General features: G+C 65.1%; 16 protein-coding genes and 1 tRNA gene. 11 read left to right on the top strand and 6 right to left on the bottom strand.

The window, feature by feature from the left end; all coding sequences use genetic code 11:
* The first annotated feature begins 31 nt into the window (after positions 1-31).
* Both ACVIYL_RS06380 and ACVIYL_RS06375 read left to right on the top strand, forming a co-directional pair.
* Positions 32-793 carry an N-acyl homoserine lactonase family protein gene (locus ACVIYL_RS06380; RefSeq protein ID WP_456778026.1) on the top strand — a complete coding sequence of 254 codons (762 nt, stop codon included), beginning with the start codon at positions 32-34 and terminating at the stop codon, positions 791-793.
* Positions 794-883: 90 nt separating this feature from the next.
* A complete protein-coding gene (locus tag ACVIYL_RS06375; RefSeq protein WP_456778025.1) occupies positions 884-1,666 on the top strand; it encodes an SDR family NAD(P)-dependent oxidoreductase in 783 nt (260 codons plus the stop codon).
* Between the two features lie 195 nt (positions 1,667-1,861).
* Here ACVIYL_RS06375 and ACVIYL_RS06370 read toward each other — a convergent pair whose 3' ends face one another.
* Both ACVIYL_RS06370 and ACVIYL_RS06365 read right to left on the bottom strand, forming a co-directional pair.
* Complete coding sequence (locus tag ACVIYL_RS06370; protein ID WP_024582682.1) at positions 1,862-2,140, bottom strand: GlsB/YeaQ/YmgE family stress response membrane protein; 279 nt, start codon at positions 2,138-2,140, stop codon at positions 1,862-1,864.
* Between the two features lie 36 nt (positions 2,141-2,176).
* The gene (locus tag ACVIYL_RS06365) at positions 2,177-2,782 is read right to left on the bottom strand and encodes a YidB family protein (protein ID WP_168858718.1); all 606 of its coding nucleotides are present in this window, start codon (positions 2,780-2,782) and stop codon (positions 2,177-2,179) included.
* A 151-nt stretch (positions 2,783-2,933) separates the two neighbouring features.
* Here ACVIYL_RS06365 and ACVIYL_RS06360 point away from each other — a divergent pair, with 151 nt between their 5' ends.
* Genes ACVIYL_RS06360 through ACVIYL_RS06350 form a run of 3 tightly spaced genes read left to right on the top strand, consistent with a single transcriptional unit; the run spans position 2,934 to position 4,648 of the window.
* Positions 2,934-3,956 carry a 2-dehydropantoate 2-reductase gene (locus tag ACVIYL_RS06360; RefSeq protein WP_456778024.1) on the top strand — a complete coding sequence of 341 codons (1,023 nt, stop codon included), beginning with the start codon at positions 2,934-2,936 and terminating at the stop codon, positions 3,954-3,956.
* Between the two features lie 40 nt (positions 3,957-3,996).
* Positions 3,997-4,203, top strand: a complete 207-nt coding sequence (locus ACVIYL_RS06355; RefSeq protein ID WP_057020159.1) for a hypothetical protein — start codon at positions 3,997-3,999, stop codon at positions 4,201-4,203.
* Positions 4,204-4,225: 22 nt separating this feature from the next.
* On the top strand, positions 4,226-4,648 hold the full coding sequence (locus tag ACVIYL_RS06350; protein WP_057020158.1) for a CAP domain-containing protein: 423 nt from the start codon (positions 4,226-4,228) through the stop codon (positions 4,646-4,648).
* Positions 4,649-4,756: 108 nt separating this feature from the next.
* On the opposite strand, the gene ACVIYL_RS06345 is transcribed toward ACVIYL_RS06350, so the two are convergent.
* From ACVIYL_RS06345 to ACVIYL_RS06335, 3 genes are all read right to left on the bottom strand, one after another.
* Positions 4,757-5,422 (bottom strand): hypothetical protein, encoded by a 666-nt coding sequence (locus tag ACVIYL_RS06345; protein ID WP_456778023.1) that lies wholly within the window; start codon positions 5,420-5,422, stop codon positions 4,757-4,759.
* Positions 5,423-5,619: 197 nt separating this feature from the next.
* Positions 5,620-6,717: a helix-turn-helix transcriptional regulator gene (locus ACVIYL_RS06340; protein ID WP_057020156.1), complete on the bottom strand. Its 1,098-nt coding sequence runs from the start codon at positions 6,715-6,717 to the stop codon at positions 5,620-5,622.
* A 200-nt stretch (positions 6,718-6,917) separates the two neighbouring features.
* Complete coding sequence (locus ACVIYL_RS06335) at positions 6,918-7,568, bottom strand: TetR/AcrR family transcriptional regulator (RefSeq protein ID WP_092083175.1); 651 nt, start codon at positions 7,566-7,568, stop codon at positions 6,918-6,920.
* Between the two features lie 84 nt (positions 7,569-7,652).
* Between ACVIYL_RS06335 and ACVIYL_RS06330 the strand changes: the two genes are divergently transcribed.
* The 6 genes from ACVIYL_RS06330 to ACVIYL_RS06305 all read left to right on the top strand — a co-directional run bounded on the left by ACVIYL_RS06330 (position 7,653) and on the right by ACVIYL_RS06305 (position 14,652).
* A complete protein-coding gene (locus ACVIYL_RS06330; protein ID WP_456778022.1) occupies positions 7,653-9,155 on the top strand; it encodes a flavin-containing monooxygenase in 1,503 nt (500 codons plus the stop codon).
* A gap of 119 nt (positions 9,156-9,274) precedes the next feature.
* A tRNA-Arg gene (locus ACVIYL_RS06325) sits at positions 9,275-9,351 on the top strand.
* 156 nt (positions 9,352-9,507) lie between these two features.
* Positions 9,508-10,917, top strand: coding sequence for a UbiA family prenyltransferase (locus tag ACVIYL_RS06320; RefSeq protein ID WP_456778021.1), 1,410 nt, complete (start codon positions 9,508-9,510; stop codon positions 10,915-10,917).
* A gap of 32 nt (positions 10,918-10,949) precedes the next feature.
* Positions 10,950-12,305, top strand: a complete 1,356-nt coding sequence (locus ACVIYL_RS06315) for an FAD-binding protein (RefSeq protein ID WP_456778020.1) — start codon at positions 10,950-10,952, stop codon at positions 12,303-12,305.
* A complete protein-coding gene (locus ACVIYL_RS06310; protein WP_057020153.1) occupies positions 12,305-13,051 on the top strand; it encodes an SDR family oxidoreductase in 747 nt (248 codons plus the stop codon). The genes ACVIYL_RS06315 and ACVIYL_RS06310 overlap by 1 nt, the downstream gene beginning before the upstream one ends.
* Positions 13,051-14,652 (top strand): hypothetical protein, encoded by a 1,602-nt coding sequence (locus tag ACVIYL_RS06305; RefSeq protein WP_456778019.1) that lies wholly within the window; start codon positions 13,051-13,053, stop codon positions 14,650-14,652. The genes ACVIYL_RS06310 and ACVIYL_RS06305 overlap by 1 nt, the downstream gene beginning before the upstream one ends.
* Positions 14,653-14,688: 36 nt before the next feature.
* Here ACVIYL_RS06305 and ACVIYL_RS06300 read toward each other — a convergent pair whose 3' ends face one another.
* Positions 14,689-15,942: a glycosyltransferase family 87 protein gene (locus ACVIYL_RS06300; RefSeq protein ID WP_456778018.1), complete on the bottom strand. Its 1,254-nt coding sequence runs from the start codon at positions 15,940-15,942 to the stop codon at positions 14,689-14,691.
* Positions 15,943-16,103: the final 161 nt, after the last annotated feature.

The following is a 16,103-nucleotide window of genomic DNA, read 5'->3' as shown; positions in this document are numbered from 1 at the left end:
TGTAGTTTGAAGTCAAAAGCGGAGGTAAGAGATGAAGATGCATATGTTGTCGGGCGGCCGTCTCCAGATGTCGAAGCGGACCTATCTGCCTGACGCGGCGCGCGGCGAGATGATCGAGCTTCCGGTGTCCTGCGTGCTGTTGCGGCACACGCAAGGCAATGTGCTGTTCGATACCGGATGCCATCCCGATGTCGCGACCGATCCTGACGGACGGCTCGGCACGCTGGCCAAATACATGCGCCCGATCATGCCGGCGGATGATCATGTGCTGACGAGCCTGAAGGCCGTTGGCCTGGGCGCTGACGACATCGACGTGGTGATCTGCTCCCATCTGCACACCGACCATTGCGGCTGCAACGCCTTCTTCAAGAAGGCGACGATCTTCGTCCACGCACTCGAGGTCGAGGCCGCGAATGCCGATAACGCGTTCGATCGCGGATACATCAAAGCGGATTGGGATCATCCGCTGAAGATGGAGATCTTCGATAAGCAGATGGACGTGTTCGGCGACGGCAAGCTGACGCTGGTCCCGCTGCCCGGACACTCGAAGGGAACGACCGGCGCGCTGGTCAAGCTCGACAACAGCGGCGAATTCCTGCTCGCCTCCGACGCGCTCAGTGTGCGCGCCAATCTCGACCAGCGGACCTCGCCGAGGAACAGCCTCGACGTCGACCAGTTCCTGAAGTCGCTCGACGAGATCGCCAGGCTCGAGGCGTCCGGCGTCAAGGTCATCTGCGGCCATGACGAGGCGCAGTGGGCCAGCCTGCAAAAGGGGCCGAACGCGTATACGTGAGGATTTGGCGCGGTTTGCAGATGCTGTCTCACGCGATATGGTGTGCCGCCGCCGGAGTTCATCTGGCTCACAACAACAAGGAAAATGCAGATGTCCAAGGATGGTTTGTGCGCGATCGTGACGGGATCGGCATCGGGACTCGGCGCCGCCACCGCGCAAATCCTCGCCGCGCAGGGCGCGCGCCTCATCATCAACTATTCCAACAGCAAGGCGGAAGCCGAGGCGACCGCGGAAGCCTGTCGCAAGCAGGGCGCCGAGGTGCTGGTGGTGCAGGGCGACGTCTCGCGCGATGAGGACTGCAAGAAGATCGCAGCCGCCGCGCAGGGCTGGGGCCGCCTCGACGTGCTCGTCAACAATGCGGGCACCACCAAGCACGTGCCGCATCACGATCTCGACGGCCTGACCGCGGAAGATTTCCAGCGCATCTATGCCGTCAACACCATCGGCCCGTTCCAGATGGTTCGTGCCGCGCGCGCGCTGCTCGAAGCCGGCGCGAAGGCATCTAGCCGTCCGTCGGCGGTAGTGAACGTCTCCTCGGTCGCCGGCATTTCCGGCGGTGGTTCGTCGGTCGCCTATGCCGCGAGCAAGGGCGCGCTCAACACCATGACGCAGTCGCTGGCGCGCGCGTTGGCACCGTTGATCCGCGTCAACACGGTGTGTCCGGGTTATATCGATACGCCCTGGTTCACCAAGGGCCGCGGCGAGGCCGGCGCCAAGCAGGTGCGCGATGCCGTGGTGGCGCGCGTGCCGCTGAAGGTCGCCTCGACGGCCGAGGACATCGCCAATCTGGTCTGCTTTCTGGCGAGCCCGGCGTCGAGCAACATGACCGGCGAATTCGTCCGCATGGATGCCGGCATGCATCTGATTCAGTGAGGTCGCTATCCGTCTTCCGAACTGCGGCAGAAATGAAAATGCCCGGGCATGGCTCGGGCATTTGCATATTGAGACAGGCTTTGTGCTTCTTCGGTCATTCCGGGGCGATGCGTCAGCATCGAACCCGGAATCTCGAGATTCCGGGTTCTCGCTTCGCGAGCCCCGGAATAACCGTTGAGGATGACGCCTACGGCGTCACCTGTTTCCGATATCCGGGATCACGCGCGCCGCGACCAGCCGATTCCAGATGAACAGCACCACCAGAGCGCCGATCGTGGCGGTGATGAAGCCGGCACCTTGTTCGGGACCGTAATGGCCGATCGCCTGGCCGATGAAGGTCGCTAGAAACGCGCCGGCGATGCCGAGCACGGTGGTGAGAATGAAGCCGCTTGGATTGTTCGGCCCCGGCGACAGGAACCGCGCGATGATCCCCGCGACAAAGCCGACGATGATGACCCAGATGATGCCGCCCATGACTGTCGTCCTCCTCAGATGGAATCAACGCTACCGTCAGAGCCTGCGGTGCAACTCGTCGCCGCTCGGCAGCCGGCCGTCCGGCGTCAGATGATTGATCGCGTCGGGCAGATATTGGCTGAGGCCCTGCAGCAGTTCGTCGCGCGACAAGCCGCTCTGCGATGCCAGCGAGTTGATCTGGTCGGCGCCGAGCGCGTTGGCGAGATCGCCGGGCGCGATCTGCTTGTTGGGACCGTTGCTGACCCAGGAATTGGCCGCGTCGCCATGGCCCTTCTGCTGCAGCTGGTTGAGCAGATCGCCGAGGCCGCCGCTGAGCACGGTGCCGGCTGCGCCGCCGGCGAGCAGGCCGCCGAGGCCGCCCTTGAGCAGATCGCTGAGCCCGCCGCCACCGGCGCCGCCGGGCAGGCCTGCGGTGACGTTGCCGGGAGGAAGCGGCGGCGCCTGCGCCGGCTTCGGCTCAGGGGCGCTCGCGTCCGCCTGGCCGCCGGAGAAATGCTTGACCGCCTTCCAGGCGAGCAGCGCGAGGATAGCCATCGTCATCGGCGACATTCCGCCGCCGCTCGAACTGTCGGATGAGGTGCTTGGCGCGCTCGGACCGCGCGGGCCGTTCTGCATGCCGTTGAGTACGTCGAGTAAACCCATGATCGTCTCCTGCCGCAACCGTGCCCCGAGCGGGAAACATAGCTTCCGCCCATGACGGTTACAAGGCGGGCCACCCGGCCCGCGGTGCGTCGAAATAGGCAGGCAACCCAAGGTCTGCTATCGAGCCAATGATGAATGGACGTTTGGCCACATGAACGAGGACCGGCCGATCGGCATTGCGGGCGCGGGAAGCATCGGCTGCTTCGTCGGCGGCACGCTCGCGGCCGCGGGGCGCCGTGTCGTGCTGCTGGCGCGGCCGCGGCTGATCCAGGAGATCGCAGGCAACGGCTTGCGGGTCAGCAGCTTTGACGGCTCCGAGCGGACGGTATCCGCGGACCGGCTCATTGTGTCCGACGATCCGTCGATCTTGTCTGACGTCCAGACCGTGCTGGTGACGGTGAAGAGCGCCGACACCGCTGCGATGGCCGATGTGATCGCGCGCCACGCGCCTGACGATGCCGCGGTGATCAGCCTGCAGAATGGCGTCGGCAATGTGCCCTTGCTGCGCGACCGTTTGCCGGGCCGCAACGTGCTCGGCGGCATGGTGCCGTTCAACGTGGTCGCGCTCGGCGACGGCCGCTTCCATCGCTCGACCTCCGGCGACATCGTCATCGCGCAGGATGACGCGGGCACCGCGGCGCGGCTGTCGGTGCCGGGCCTTGCGATCAAGCCCACCGGCGATATCGACGGCGTGCAGTGGGGCAAGCTGATCGTCAATCTCAACAATGCGCTCAATGCGCTGTCCAATATTCCGCTGCGGCAACAGCTCGCGCAGCGCGGCTGGCGACGACTGCTTGCCGATCAGATGGCCGAGGGCCTGGCCGCGGTGCGCGCCGAAGGCATTGCGCCGGTGTCGCCGACGCCGCTGCCGTCGAGCTGGATGCCGCCTTTGCTGCGGCTGCCGGATGCGCTGTTCGACATGCTGCTCGGCCGCACCATGAAGATCGATCCCGAGGCGCGCTCCTCGATGTGGGAGGATCTGCAGCGCGGCCGCCGCACCGAGATCGACTATTTGCAGGGCGTGATTACCGCGATCGCGGATCGCCGCGGGCTCGAGGCGCCATTGTCGCGCCGCGTCATCGCGCTGATCCGGAAGGCGGAGGCGGACGGCAAGGGCTCGCCTGGGCTAACGCCCGAACAGATCCGCGATGGCAGTGACCATGAACGCCGATGATCGTCCGCCACGTCGATCGAACAACAGAGGAGATGACATCATGAAATGGTCCAGCATCATGCTGTTCACGCTTGTTGCGCTCGCGGCCGGCCCGGTCCGTGCGGCGCCGCCGACCGTGACACCGTCGCCTGGCTATGATGCGCGCTTGCAGGAGCAGCGCGCGGCGGCTGCGGCAGCCAGCCGAGCGGCCACGCCTGCGCACAAATCGGTCGCGCCCCGACACCACAAGCGCACCCGCGCGCACTGATCCATTACAGAGACGACTTCAGATGAAGCTGCTGTTCCTCGCGCTCACCTTCGTGTTTGGCTTCACCACGGCCTCAGGTGCCGCCGACTATGCCGGCTCGATCAGTGCCTACCGGCGCGCCAACCGCATGCCCGCGGTGAAGCTCGACGCGAAGCTGAACGCGATGGCGCTGAAGCAGGCCCAGGCGATGTCGGCGACCGGATCGGTCAGCCACTCCGCGGGCGGCAGCTTCTTCACGCGCATCGCGCCGCTCAAGAAGCAGCGCGCCGCCGAGAATATCGGCGCCGGCTTCATAGCCTTCGCCGAGATGCTGAAGCAGTGGGAGAATTCGCCGGGCCATCGCGAGAACCTGCTGATGCCGGGCGCCAAGCGCGTCGGCGTCGCCTTCGTCGACAATCCGAAGTCGCCGTACCGCAGGTTTTGGGCGATGGTGATTACCGATTGAGCCTGCGGTGTCATTCCGGGGCGGAGCGAAGCGACGAACCCGGAATCTCGACGGCAGAGAGATTCCGGGTTCTCGCTTGCGCGAGCCCCGGAATGACCAAGCGAACCGTCAGTTTCGCTTCGCAACCTTGGTCGGTGGCGGCGGTGTCGGCGTGAACAGCTTCTTCAGGCCGTCCAATCCCTCGGAAAGCCGCGGCCATTCGCAGGAGAACGTACCCTTCACGCAGTTGCTTGCTCGCGGCCGCGGCTCGGGAATGGGGACGGCAGCGACCCGCGGCTTGACCGGCCTTGCGGCGGGGACGGGGACTTTCGCAGTCTCACTGCGCACCGGCTCATTGTGCAATGACGCCTGCTGGATCTGCGGCGGCCGCGCCGGCTGTGTCTCCTGCCGCTCGAGCTGTTTCGCATTGAACGCCGCGACGATACGCGAGCGGCGCTGCTGCTCGAGATAGCCGGTATATTCCTGGTCGATCTTCCTTTGCTCGTCCGGCGTCGGATTGGGACCGGCGATGTCGAAGCTGCGGTCCTGCATGAAGTCGTAATAGGTGTAGCCACCGCCAGGCTTGCGACGGCCGGCGAACTTGGCGTTGCAATCGGCGAGTTGCGCGGTCTTGTCTTCCCTGGTCTTCGCCTTCTCGGCGAGGTCTGCGCAGTCCTCGAAGTCCTTCGGGCCGCCGCGCCACCATTGCGCGTGCGCGCTCATCGGCGCCAGCACGCAAGCGACGGCGAAAGCGGCAACAGCCAACGTCGATGATCGTGACGGCATCACGGACATTGAGACCAAACCCGAACGACACAGAGTGAGCAGATTGTCGCCATTTTAGTGACACTTGTCACCCGGGAACCCGACGATTTTCCTGACCTGTGGAATGTTGCCGCGGCTGATGGAACACAGCCTTCGCGATTGGAATAATTGAAGAATCTCATCGGAACGGGCCGGGCCGGAGATCAGAACAATTCGCCTTTAATCGTTCACTTCACCCTGTGCAGCAACGCAACCAGTTCCGCCTGCCGGTGGGTGCCGGTCTTCTGGAAGATCGTCTTGAGCTGATTGCGCGCGGTGGCAAGGGCAACGCCGGCCGCCTGCGCGGCCGCTTCGACCGAATCGCCGCGCGCAAGCCGCGCGGCGAGGCGTGCCTGCGCCGGCGTCAGCTCGAACGTCGCCGCCAGCAGCGCCTGATCGAACGCGGCGCTGCCTTCGAGATCGCGGATCAACAGGATCGCGCGCGCCCCGAGGAACGGCGAGCGCGCCGCCGGAGGCACCGGTTGGATCTGGATCACGATCGGCCGCTTGTCGATCCTGCGCACCACGATCGGCGACGACGGCAATGGGTGCAGGTCCGAGCTGTGGGCCAACTGATCGATCAGCCTGGTCAGATCGGCATTGGCCTGTCGGTCGAGCAGGGTGAGGCGATTGTTGCGGATCGCAAGGTCGTAGCCGAGGCAGCGTTCCGCCTGGCTGTTCATGCCGATGATGGTACCGAAGCGGCCGACGGCAATCGCAGCGACCTGGATCAGATCGAGCGCGCCGGTGATGCCCGAGAGTGCGGAGCGGCCGACGACGGCGGAGAGCGTCGCGGCTTCCGTGAGCGGCGCCGACACCCTTTGCAGCGCCTTGATCTCGTCGGCGTCGAACAAGCCTTCCCTGGGCGAACGCTGGATCGTCAGTGCCCACAACGCCGGGCCGGAGTGGAAGCCGATCGCCGCGAACCATTTCAGTCCGAACTCGCCGAGCGTGGCGTAGAGCGGATCGCGCAGCATCTCGGTTTCGGATTCGAACAGATCCGCATCGGTGATGACATCGACGCCAGCATGCATCAGCGGCACGCCGCGGGCCGCGCGGATGTCGGTGAGGTGAAGATTGTGCGGGAAGTAGGTCTTGGTGAAATACTCGGTGATCGAGTCCGTGCGCGGAATGTCTTCAGTGCGGATATCGCTCTGAAGCATCGCAGCGCCGGTCGCGCCGACGGCGGCGCAGACCTCGTCCATAAAGGACGGCCAGGTCGAGGGATCGAGAACCACATCGCCGAGGCGCGCGGTCACATCGTCAAGCCTGTGCAGATCGACCAAAATTCAGCTCCGCCGATGCAAACAGCGTTGTTTTGTCAGGCGAAACAGGCTGCACCTCGTTGCGCCCGGTACCGGGCATAAGAAAACCCAGGGGCCCGATATGCAAGTTAAATCAGCGACAGGCTAGGGGCCGGGTCCGCAAGCGCTGGCGAAACATGATCGAAAATCGGCGGGTCCCGCTGGCCGGTGCGATCCGGCCGCTACGATAAGTGACCATCCTCACGGTGGCCGGCCTCGGTCAGCGCCACGCGGCAGAAGCTGGCGGCGATCGCGACGACCTCCTCCACGGCCTGCGGATATTGCTTCGACACCCAGCGCAGCGCGATCGAGATGACGGCGCCCACCATGCCGACCGAGAGCAGCGAGGCGGCCGCGCCCTTGCCGCTGCGCTTCGGGTCGAGCGCCGGCGGCACCAGGATGTCGCTGAAGACGCGCAAGGCGTCGAGCTTGACGGCATCGACCGCCGGACTGATGCCTGAAATTTCCAGCAGAAAGACCCGGGCGGGCTTCGGGTGCTGCTTCAGCCGCGTGAAATAGAGCGTCAGCGCCGCGCGCAGCCTCATCTCGGCATCGTCGCCTGCGGCTGCAGCGGCCGCGGTCATTTCCTCGTGCAGGTGGCCGACGACATGGCCGTAAGCGGCGATCAGCAGAGCCTCGCTGTTCGCAAAGGACTCGTAGAAATAGCGCTCGGTCAGCTCGGCCGCCTCGCAGATCGCCTTCACGGTGGCGCCGCGATAGCCGACCTCGCCATAGACCTCGATCGCCGCGTCGATCAGCTTGAGCCGCCGCTCGGCGCGGCGTTCCTCGGCGTCCATACCGCCATAAAGGCGGGCTTTCCGGCTGCTTGCCATGAAAGTGTATTGACACGGGGCATTGTCAGATGTCAAGTTATCTGACAATATGTATTGTCAGTACTGCCACGGGAGGGTCAGGGCGTGTCCGTTCATTTCGACGTGTTGATCGTGGGCGCGGGACTGTCGGGCATCGGCGCCGGCTACCATTTGCAGGCCAACTGCCCGGACCGCAGCTACGCCATTCTTGAAGGCCGCGACTGCATCGGCGGCACCTGGGACCTTTTCCGCTATCCCGGCATCCGCTCCGACTCCGACATGTACACGCTTGGCTATTCGTTCCGGCCGTGGACCGAGCCGAAGGCGATCGCGGATGGCCCGTCGATCCTGAACTATGTGCGCGAGACCGCGCGCGCCTACGGCATCGACAAGAACATCCGCTTCAACCATCGCGTCGTGCGCGCCGACTGGTCGTCGGCGGACTCGCAATGGACGGTCGAGGTCGAGCGCGGGCCGGAGAAGACGATCGAGCGCTTCACCTGCAGCTTCCTGTTCATGTGCAGCGGCTACTACAAATATGAACACGGCTACACGCCCGACTTCCCCGGCATCGCCGATTTCGCCGGCCGCGTCGTCCATCCGCAGAAATGGACCGACGACATCAACTATGCCGCCAAGAAGGTGGTGGTGATCGGCAGCGGCGCGACCGCGGTGACGCTGGTGCCGGAGATGGCCAAGACCGCCGCCCATGTCACGATGCTGCAGCGTTCGCCGACCTATGTCGTGGCGCGGCCCGACGAGGACAAGGTCGCCAACTGGCTGCGCGCGCGGCTGCCCGCGAAACTCGCCTACGGCCTCACGCGCTGGAAGAACGTGCTGTTCGGCATGTATTTCTACCGGCTCTGCAAGCGCGATCCGGAGCGCGTCAAGAAGCTGATCCTCGGCGGCGTGCGGCATGCACTCGGTCCCGACTACGACGTCGCCACCCATTTCACGCCGCGCTACAATCCGTGGGACCAGCGGCTTTGTCTGGTGCCGAACGGCGATCTGTTCCAATCGCTGCGCAACGGCAGATCGTCCGTCGTCACCGATCAGATCGAGACCTTCACGCCCGGCGGCATCAAGCTCAAGAGCGGCAATGTGCTCGACGCCGACATCGTGGTGACCGCGACCGGCCTCGATTTGCAGGTGCTCGGCGGACTCGAGATCAATGTCGACGGCGCGCGAGTCGATCTGTCGAAGACCATGAACTACAAGGGGCTGATGTACTCGGGCGTGCCGAACCTCGCCGCCGCCTTCGGCTACACCAACGCGTCCTGGACGCTGAAATGCGACCTGACCTGCGAATATGTCTGCCGCATGCTCAACCACATGAAGGCGAACGGCTACGCGCAGGTCACGCCGCGGCGGAACGATCCTGATGTCGCCGAACTGCCCTGGGTGGATTTCTCATCGGGCTATATCCAGCGCGCCGCCGCCAGGTTCCCCAAGCAGGGCTCGCGCCGGCCGTGGCGGCTCTACCAGAATTATGCACTCGATATCATGACGCTGCGCTTCGGCTCGCTGAAGGATGAGGCCATCGAATTTCTCCCGGCACGTCGGGCGAGCGCGAACGCCGCCTCGAATCCGGCCCGGCAGGTGGCGTAACGCGCGACGCGCCAACCGCCGCGCAACTTCGCCCGCGCCCGATGTGGCGCGGGCTGGCGATCACGCGGCAGCTCTGCTATGGGATGGCGACGCCCGCATGCTTTCGCTGCGGGCGGTGCGGTCCCGTAGCTCAGCCGGATAGAGCGACGGTTTCCTAAACCGTAGGTCGGAAGTTCGAGTCTTCCCGGGATCGCCATTTTTCGCTCGCCGCGCGCTGTCGGCGAGGCTTTTCAACACGCATTTCGGCGCCATTTGCCCGGCGTTTGCTCCCCCAAGTTCACCCGAGATCAAGTTCACCCCAAATTAGGGAAAGCCCGGGACAATGGGGAGGGGGCACCGGAAGACCGCGCGTATGCGAGCTAGCGTTCCAGAACGGGTTGAGCAGGGGGGCGGCGATGCCCTTCGCGATCCGCTGCGTTCAAAAGGCCGGCCGCTCGTCGTCGATGTCGACGAGGTCATGGTGCGGGGAAGCTCCGTCCCGGCCGATATCGCATCCGATCTGATCCGCCGCCTCCGCGCTTTCGCCGCGGCGATCACCGCTTCCTTCGGGTCGCAGCCGCGATCAGCGCATGGTGCAGATCCATCGGGGTTCGATCCGTCCCGGGCGCAATTCGACCACGACGCGGTGAGGTTCCTGCTGCAGGTGCTGGGCGAAGGCCGCCCGGTCTACCTTTGCTCGGAAACCTATCCCGAGCCGTTCGTCAGCGCGGTCGCCCAACATCTCGGCGTCTTCACCGCCTGGGCCGCCGCACCGCAGCGCGAAGAGCTGCCGCCCGTGCTTCGGCAGGGCTTTGACTATATCGGCAGCGCGGCGGTCGCGTTGCCCGATTCCGCATCGCGCCTCGCGCGCCCCGCTCGATCCGAGCCGTCCGCGCCCGCGCTGGTCAGTATGCGCGTCAATATGCGCAGCTGGCTGAAGCTGTTCAGGGTGCATCAATACGCGAAGAACGCTCTCGTGCTGGTGCCGCTGCTGACCGCACACAAATTCGCATTGGGATCGGCGGCGACGTCGCTGTTTGCGGTGATCGCATTTTCGCTCTGCGCGTCGGGCGCCTACATCCTGAACGACCTTCTCGACGTCGAGGCCGACCGCGCGCATCCGACCAAGCGCAACCGCCCGATCGCAAGCGGCGCCATCCTGGCATCGCGGGCCGTCGGCGCGATGGCCCTGGCGCTGGTCGCCGCATTTGCGATCGCCTTGTCGATATCGATCGAGTTCGGCGGCGTCCTGCTCGGCTATTTCGCGCTGACCACCTCCTATTCGTTCTGGCTCAAGCGCATCGCGACCGTCGACGTCGTCGTGCTCGCCACGCTTTACACCGTCCGCGTGATCGGCGGCGCCGTCGCGATCAGCGTGCCGATGTCGGAATGGCTGCTCGCTTTCTCGCTGTTCATCTTCATGTCGCTGGCGCTGGTGAAGCGCTATATCGAGCTCTCCGGCCAGCCGGACGGCGCCGTGCTGGCGGCGCGCGGCTACCAGGTCGGGGACAAATCGATGATCGCGATCCTCGCCGCCGCGTCAGGCTTCAACGCCGTCGTGATCTTCACGCTCTACATCTCGTCCGATACGGTGCGCGCGCTTTACAGCCATCCGCAACTGCTCTGGGTCGGTTGCCCGATCTTGATGTACTGGATCGGCCGCGTGATGTTGTTCGCGCAGCGCGGATTGATCGACGACGATCCGGTCATCTTTGCGCTGAGGGATCGCGTCAGCTGGGTCGCGCTCGGCGCGATCGGCGCCATCATGCTCGCCGCCATCTAGCGATGCCGGCGGCTGCGTTACCAGGAGCTGTGATGTCGACCTCCAGTCCGGGCGGCATTGGCCTGTCCGGCTGGGGCAACTATCCGAAGGCGTCGTCCGAACTGCTGGCGCCGCAGACGCCCGCGGGCGCGCGGGACCACCTGCTTGCGCGGTCCGGCGTCGTCGCGCGCGGGGCCGGGCGGGCCTACGGCGATGCCGCGATCGGAACGCAATCCACGATTTCGTCGCGCGGCCTGAACCGGATGCGGAGCTTTGATGCCGCAACCGCGCGATTGACGGTCGAAGCCGGCGTGACCATCGCCGACATCCTTGCCGTTTTCGAGCCGCGCGGCTTCTTCCTCAAGGTCGTGCCCGGCACGAAATTCGTGACGGTCGGCGGCGCGATCGCGGCCGACGTTCACGGCAAGAACCATCATCGCGATGGCGGCTTCGGCACCATCGTCGATTCGTTCCGCCTCGCGCTGCCTGGCGGCGAGATCGTCACCTGCTCGCGATCGGAAAACGCCGCGCTGTTCGCGGCGACACTGGGAGGCATGGGGCTGACGGGCATGATCCTCGACGCGACGCTGCAACTGCTGCCGATCGAGACCGCCTGGCTGCGTCAGGACACCCGCGTCGCCGGCAATCTCGACGCGGCGATCGATCAGCTGGAAAGCAGCGCATCGACCACCTATTCGGTGGCCTGGATCGACTGCCTCGCGCGCGGCGCGGCGCTCGGCCGGTCGCTGGTCTATCTCGCCGAGCACGCCACGCGCCGCGACAAGGATATGCTGGGACCCGGCCTCGAAGCGTTTCCCAGCCTCCGCACGTCGCGGCTCGCGGTCCCGGAGCTGTTTCCGGGATGGCTGCTCAATCGCGCATCGATGCGGGCGTTCAACGAGCTGTACTTCCGCCGCGGCGCCGCGCATCCGGGCAAGCCGCGGCTGGTCCATTGGGACCCGTATTTCTTTCCGCTCGATGCGATCGCCGACTGGAACAGGATCTACGGCCGGCGCGGCTTCGTGCAATATCAATGCGTGATCCCGCTCGACCGTGCGCGCGGCGTTCTCGCCGAAATTCTCGATCGTGTGTCGCGGCGCGGCGATGCGTCGTTTCTCGCGGTGCTCAAGCAGCTCGGCGAAGGCAGCGGGCCGATGTCGTTTCCGCTCCGCGGCTACACGCTGACGATGGACTTTCCGGTCAGCGACGCGCTGTTCGGGTTTCTTGACCAGCTCGACGCGCTGGTGGTCGATGCCGGCGGCCGGCTCTATCTCGCCAAGGACGCGCGGCAGTCCCGCGCGACATTCGAATCCGGATATCCCGGCCTTGCGGCCTTGCGCGACATCCGCCAGCAGATCGGGGCGAACAGTCGCCTCGTGTCCCATCTTTCAGCACGGCTTGGAATTTGATGACCGGCACAAAATCAATTCTGGTGATTGGCGGCAGCTCGGACATCGGGCACGCGACCGCGCTGCGCTATGCGAGGGACGGATGGCGCGTGATGCTCGCCGCCCGCGATATCGCCGCGGCACAGCGCAATGCGGACGACATCAAGACGCGAAGCGGTACCGAAATCTCGGTTGTCGCGCTCGACGTGCTGCAGACCGGGCAGCTTGCCGGCTTCGTCGCCGGTCTTTCCCCACTTCCCGACACCGTCGTATGCGTTGTCGGGGAGCTCGGCGATCAGCAGCGTGCCGAGACCGATCCCGAGCTTGCGACGAAGATCATGCGCACCAATTTCGAGGCGCCCAGCCTGCTGCTCGAACTGTTCGCGCAAGCCTTCGCGACGCGCGGCTCGGGAACCATCGTCGGCGTGAGCTCGGTCGCCGGCGATCGCGGGCGGGCCTCGAACTATTATTACGGCGCGGCCAAGGCCGGCTTCTCGCAATTCCTGTCCGGCTTGCGCAACCGCCTGGCGCTTGCGGGCAAGGTTCGTGTCGTCACCGTCAAGCCGGGATTCGTGCGGACCAGGATGACGGCGCATATGAAGCTGCCGGCTCCCTTGACGGTGCAGCCGGATCGGGTCGCGGAGGATATCTTCCGGGCCGATGTGACGAGGCCGCGTGACGTGATCTATGTGGCGCGCCGCTTCCGCCTGGTGATGGCGATCATCTGCGCGCTGCCGGAGACGATCTTCAAACGGATGCGTATCTGATGCCCGGCGTCGCCGCCAACCACGCGTCGTTCCCGCGATCCAGCGCGATCCGGCCGAGCGTCCCGCTCGTGACGGCATCGCTGTGGCTCGTGCTGTTCGCGGTGACGCTGATCTTCAGCGTTATGCTCTGCGACGGCAGGCTGATCTTCACCCTCGACGATCCCTACATCCACCTCGCCGTCGCCGATCACATCCTGTCCGGCGGCTACGGCGTCAATGCGTCCGAGGTCTCGTCGCCAAGCTCGTCGATCATCTGGCCCTATCTGCTGGCCGTGACCGAGACGCTGCATCTTGGCGCATTCGGTCCACTCCTGATCAATGCCGCGGCAGCGGCAGCGACCGTCGTGGCTTTCCTGCGCATTCTTGAATCGGCTGAACTGCTTGGCCCCGGCCGGGAGAAGTCGCTGCTGTTTTTCGTCGCGTTGCTCGCCATTTTTTCGTCGAGCGCGATCGCCCTGCCGATGACCGGCATGGAGCACAGTCTTCACGTTTGGGCCACGGTCGCGACCTTCGGCGGCCTGACCGAAGCCGCGCGCGGACGGCCGCCGACCGCCATGCATTTCGCGGCGCTGGTGCTGCTGCCGCTGATTCGCTTCGAGGGAATCGCGTTCGCCATCGCGGCGATGATGGGGTTTGCCCTGCTCGGCCAGCGCCGTTTTGCCGCCGCGGCCGCTGCCGTCACGCTCTGCGCGTTCGCCGCGTATTTCGCGCGAATGGCCTCGCTCGGTCTCCCGCTTTTGCCGAGTTCGGTATTGCTCAAATCGCGCATCGCCGAATCCGGCTATGAAGGGACCGGCGTCATCGCCTCCATCCTCCGCAATCTCGGCGACAGCTTCGCTGATCCCGCCGGCTTCAGGCTGATGCTGCTCGGTCTTGCGCTCGCCGCCGTGATGGCGCTGCTCCGCTCCGACCGCGGCGCCCTGATCGTCTGTGCGACGGTGCTCGCCGCGATCGCTGCGCATCTCGGCTTTGGCCAATATGGCTGGTTCTACCGGTATGAGGTTTACATCGTTGCGCTTGCGGTGCTGGCGCTGCTCTACGCGGTTGCACGCGCGCGAGCGGTCTTGAGCGTCCCGCAATGGACCGCCGCGACGCTCGCCAGCGTCGGGCTCGCCGGTTTTGCCAGCGTGGGCTATGTCAGCGCCGCTCTGGAGACGCCGTTTGCCTCGCGCGGCGTCTACGAGCAGCATTATCAGTTGGGGCGCTTCGCCCAGCAGCTCTACCGGCGGCCGATTGCCGTGAACGATCTTGGGCTCGTTGCCTGGGGAAATCCGAACTTCGTGCTGGATCTGTGGGGACTCGGTTCGGAGCGCGTGCGCAAGGCGAAGCGCGCCGGCCGCTACGGCCCGGCCGAAATGGCCGCGCTCGCCGACGAGCATCATGTCGGCGTCGCCATGATCTACGACAGCTGGTTTGCGCAGGGCGTGCCGGCGAGCTGGAGCAAGGTCGCGATCCTGCACACGATTCCGGTGACCGGCGCGCGCGGTGACGTAAGCTTCTACGTCACGCCGGCCGCGGAGCCACAACTCGTCGCCGGCGCGCTGAGGGCCTTCGCGTCGACCCTGCCGGCGCGCGATCGTCTCGAAATGGTGGCGCCGTGAGCGTTGCGTGATCGCGGGGCGTGTCGCGCCGGGTGCTCAAATCCTCGCAAGAGGCCCCTGCGCCGGAACGGGAGAGCCGCTGCTTGACTCGCGCAGCAGCAGGATTGCGACGATCAGCGTGATCAGCGCGGCGATCCCGAAGCCTCCGATCGAAAGCACGTCGACCCAATGGACGTCCGTGCGGGGCGTGTTGTTATGGACCGTGTGCATGTAGCCGAAGGCTCCGATCGGTATCGGCGCGGCATAGATGATCGCACGTTCCCACTCGCGGGCCTTGGCCTGAAGCGCCGGCAACAGCAGCGCCATTCCGACACTGAAAATCAGGAAGTCGTAATCATACGCATAGGGGCTGATGCAGACCGATACGATCGCGGTCAGGCCGAGACTCTCGCGCACCGGCATCTTGCGGTAGACCGCGACCAGCACGATGCCGAGCGCAAGGACGGCGACGATGCCCTGGCCGATAAACGCTGCCGATGCGGAGAACCCCGTGGTTCGCAACGCGGCATAGGTCGAGACCATTCGATACAGCGGATAATAGGCTTCCCGCAGGAATACCGACGAATCATGCACGCTCTGCAGCATCACGGTCCAGATCTGCATGCCGAACAGCACCGTGCAGATCGCCGAGCTGATCAGCACGACGGCGCCCGCCGTCATCACGACGATCCACGAGCGCCGCAGGATGGCATAGAGTGCGAAGGCGATGGCGAAATGAGGCTTGATGATCATGAGACCAAGGGCCACGCCCGCGAGCATCGGCCGCTCTTCGAAGTACAGGCACACCAGCCCGATCAGTGCGGCGGTAAGGAAGCTGTTCTGACCGCATGCCAGCGTGACCCCGATCGTCGGAAAGAAAACGATCAGCACGAGCACGAACCGGTTTCCGGCAAGACGCCGCAGCACGGCGAGATAAAGAGCCAGCGTCGAGGCCATGAACAACAGATAGGCCATCCCGAACGGGACCAGCGCGAACGGAGCCAGCAGCAGGTTGAATTGCGGCGGGTAGGTCCACGGCATGAAGCCGTCGTGCCCGCCCGACGCCTGCTTCTCGATGATGGCGAGCTTCGCGAATTGATAGGCCTGGTCGAGGTCGCCGAGCCACACCAGCTTTGCGGTGATGTAGAAGGCGGCGAAGTCGACCAGTTCGCGGCCGTGCCCCAGCCCCAGCTGGGAGAACCACACAACCTTGAACAGGAGGGCGGCGACCAGCATCACGAGGATTCCGCGTGTGTAGTTGGTGCGCTTCGAGTCCGTCGACTGAATTGTTTCGAGCGTTGTTGCGAGCATCAGGCCGGGCCCTGTTATGGCAACCCAAGCTAGATTGAATAGGTTAAGCAGTCGAAAAATTGCAGGGAGAGGGTGGATCCCCTGTCGCCTGACAGCCGCAGGGATGCATGAAATCGGTCGGTCGAGGCTGGAACCGGACGGTATCTCGGTGTCCGGATGCG

This window comes from Bradyrhizobium sp. USDA 3315 (assembly GCF_054056795.1).
Note: the sequence above shows the minus strand (reverse complement) of the source record. Positions and strands in the feature narration are given on the sequence as shown.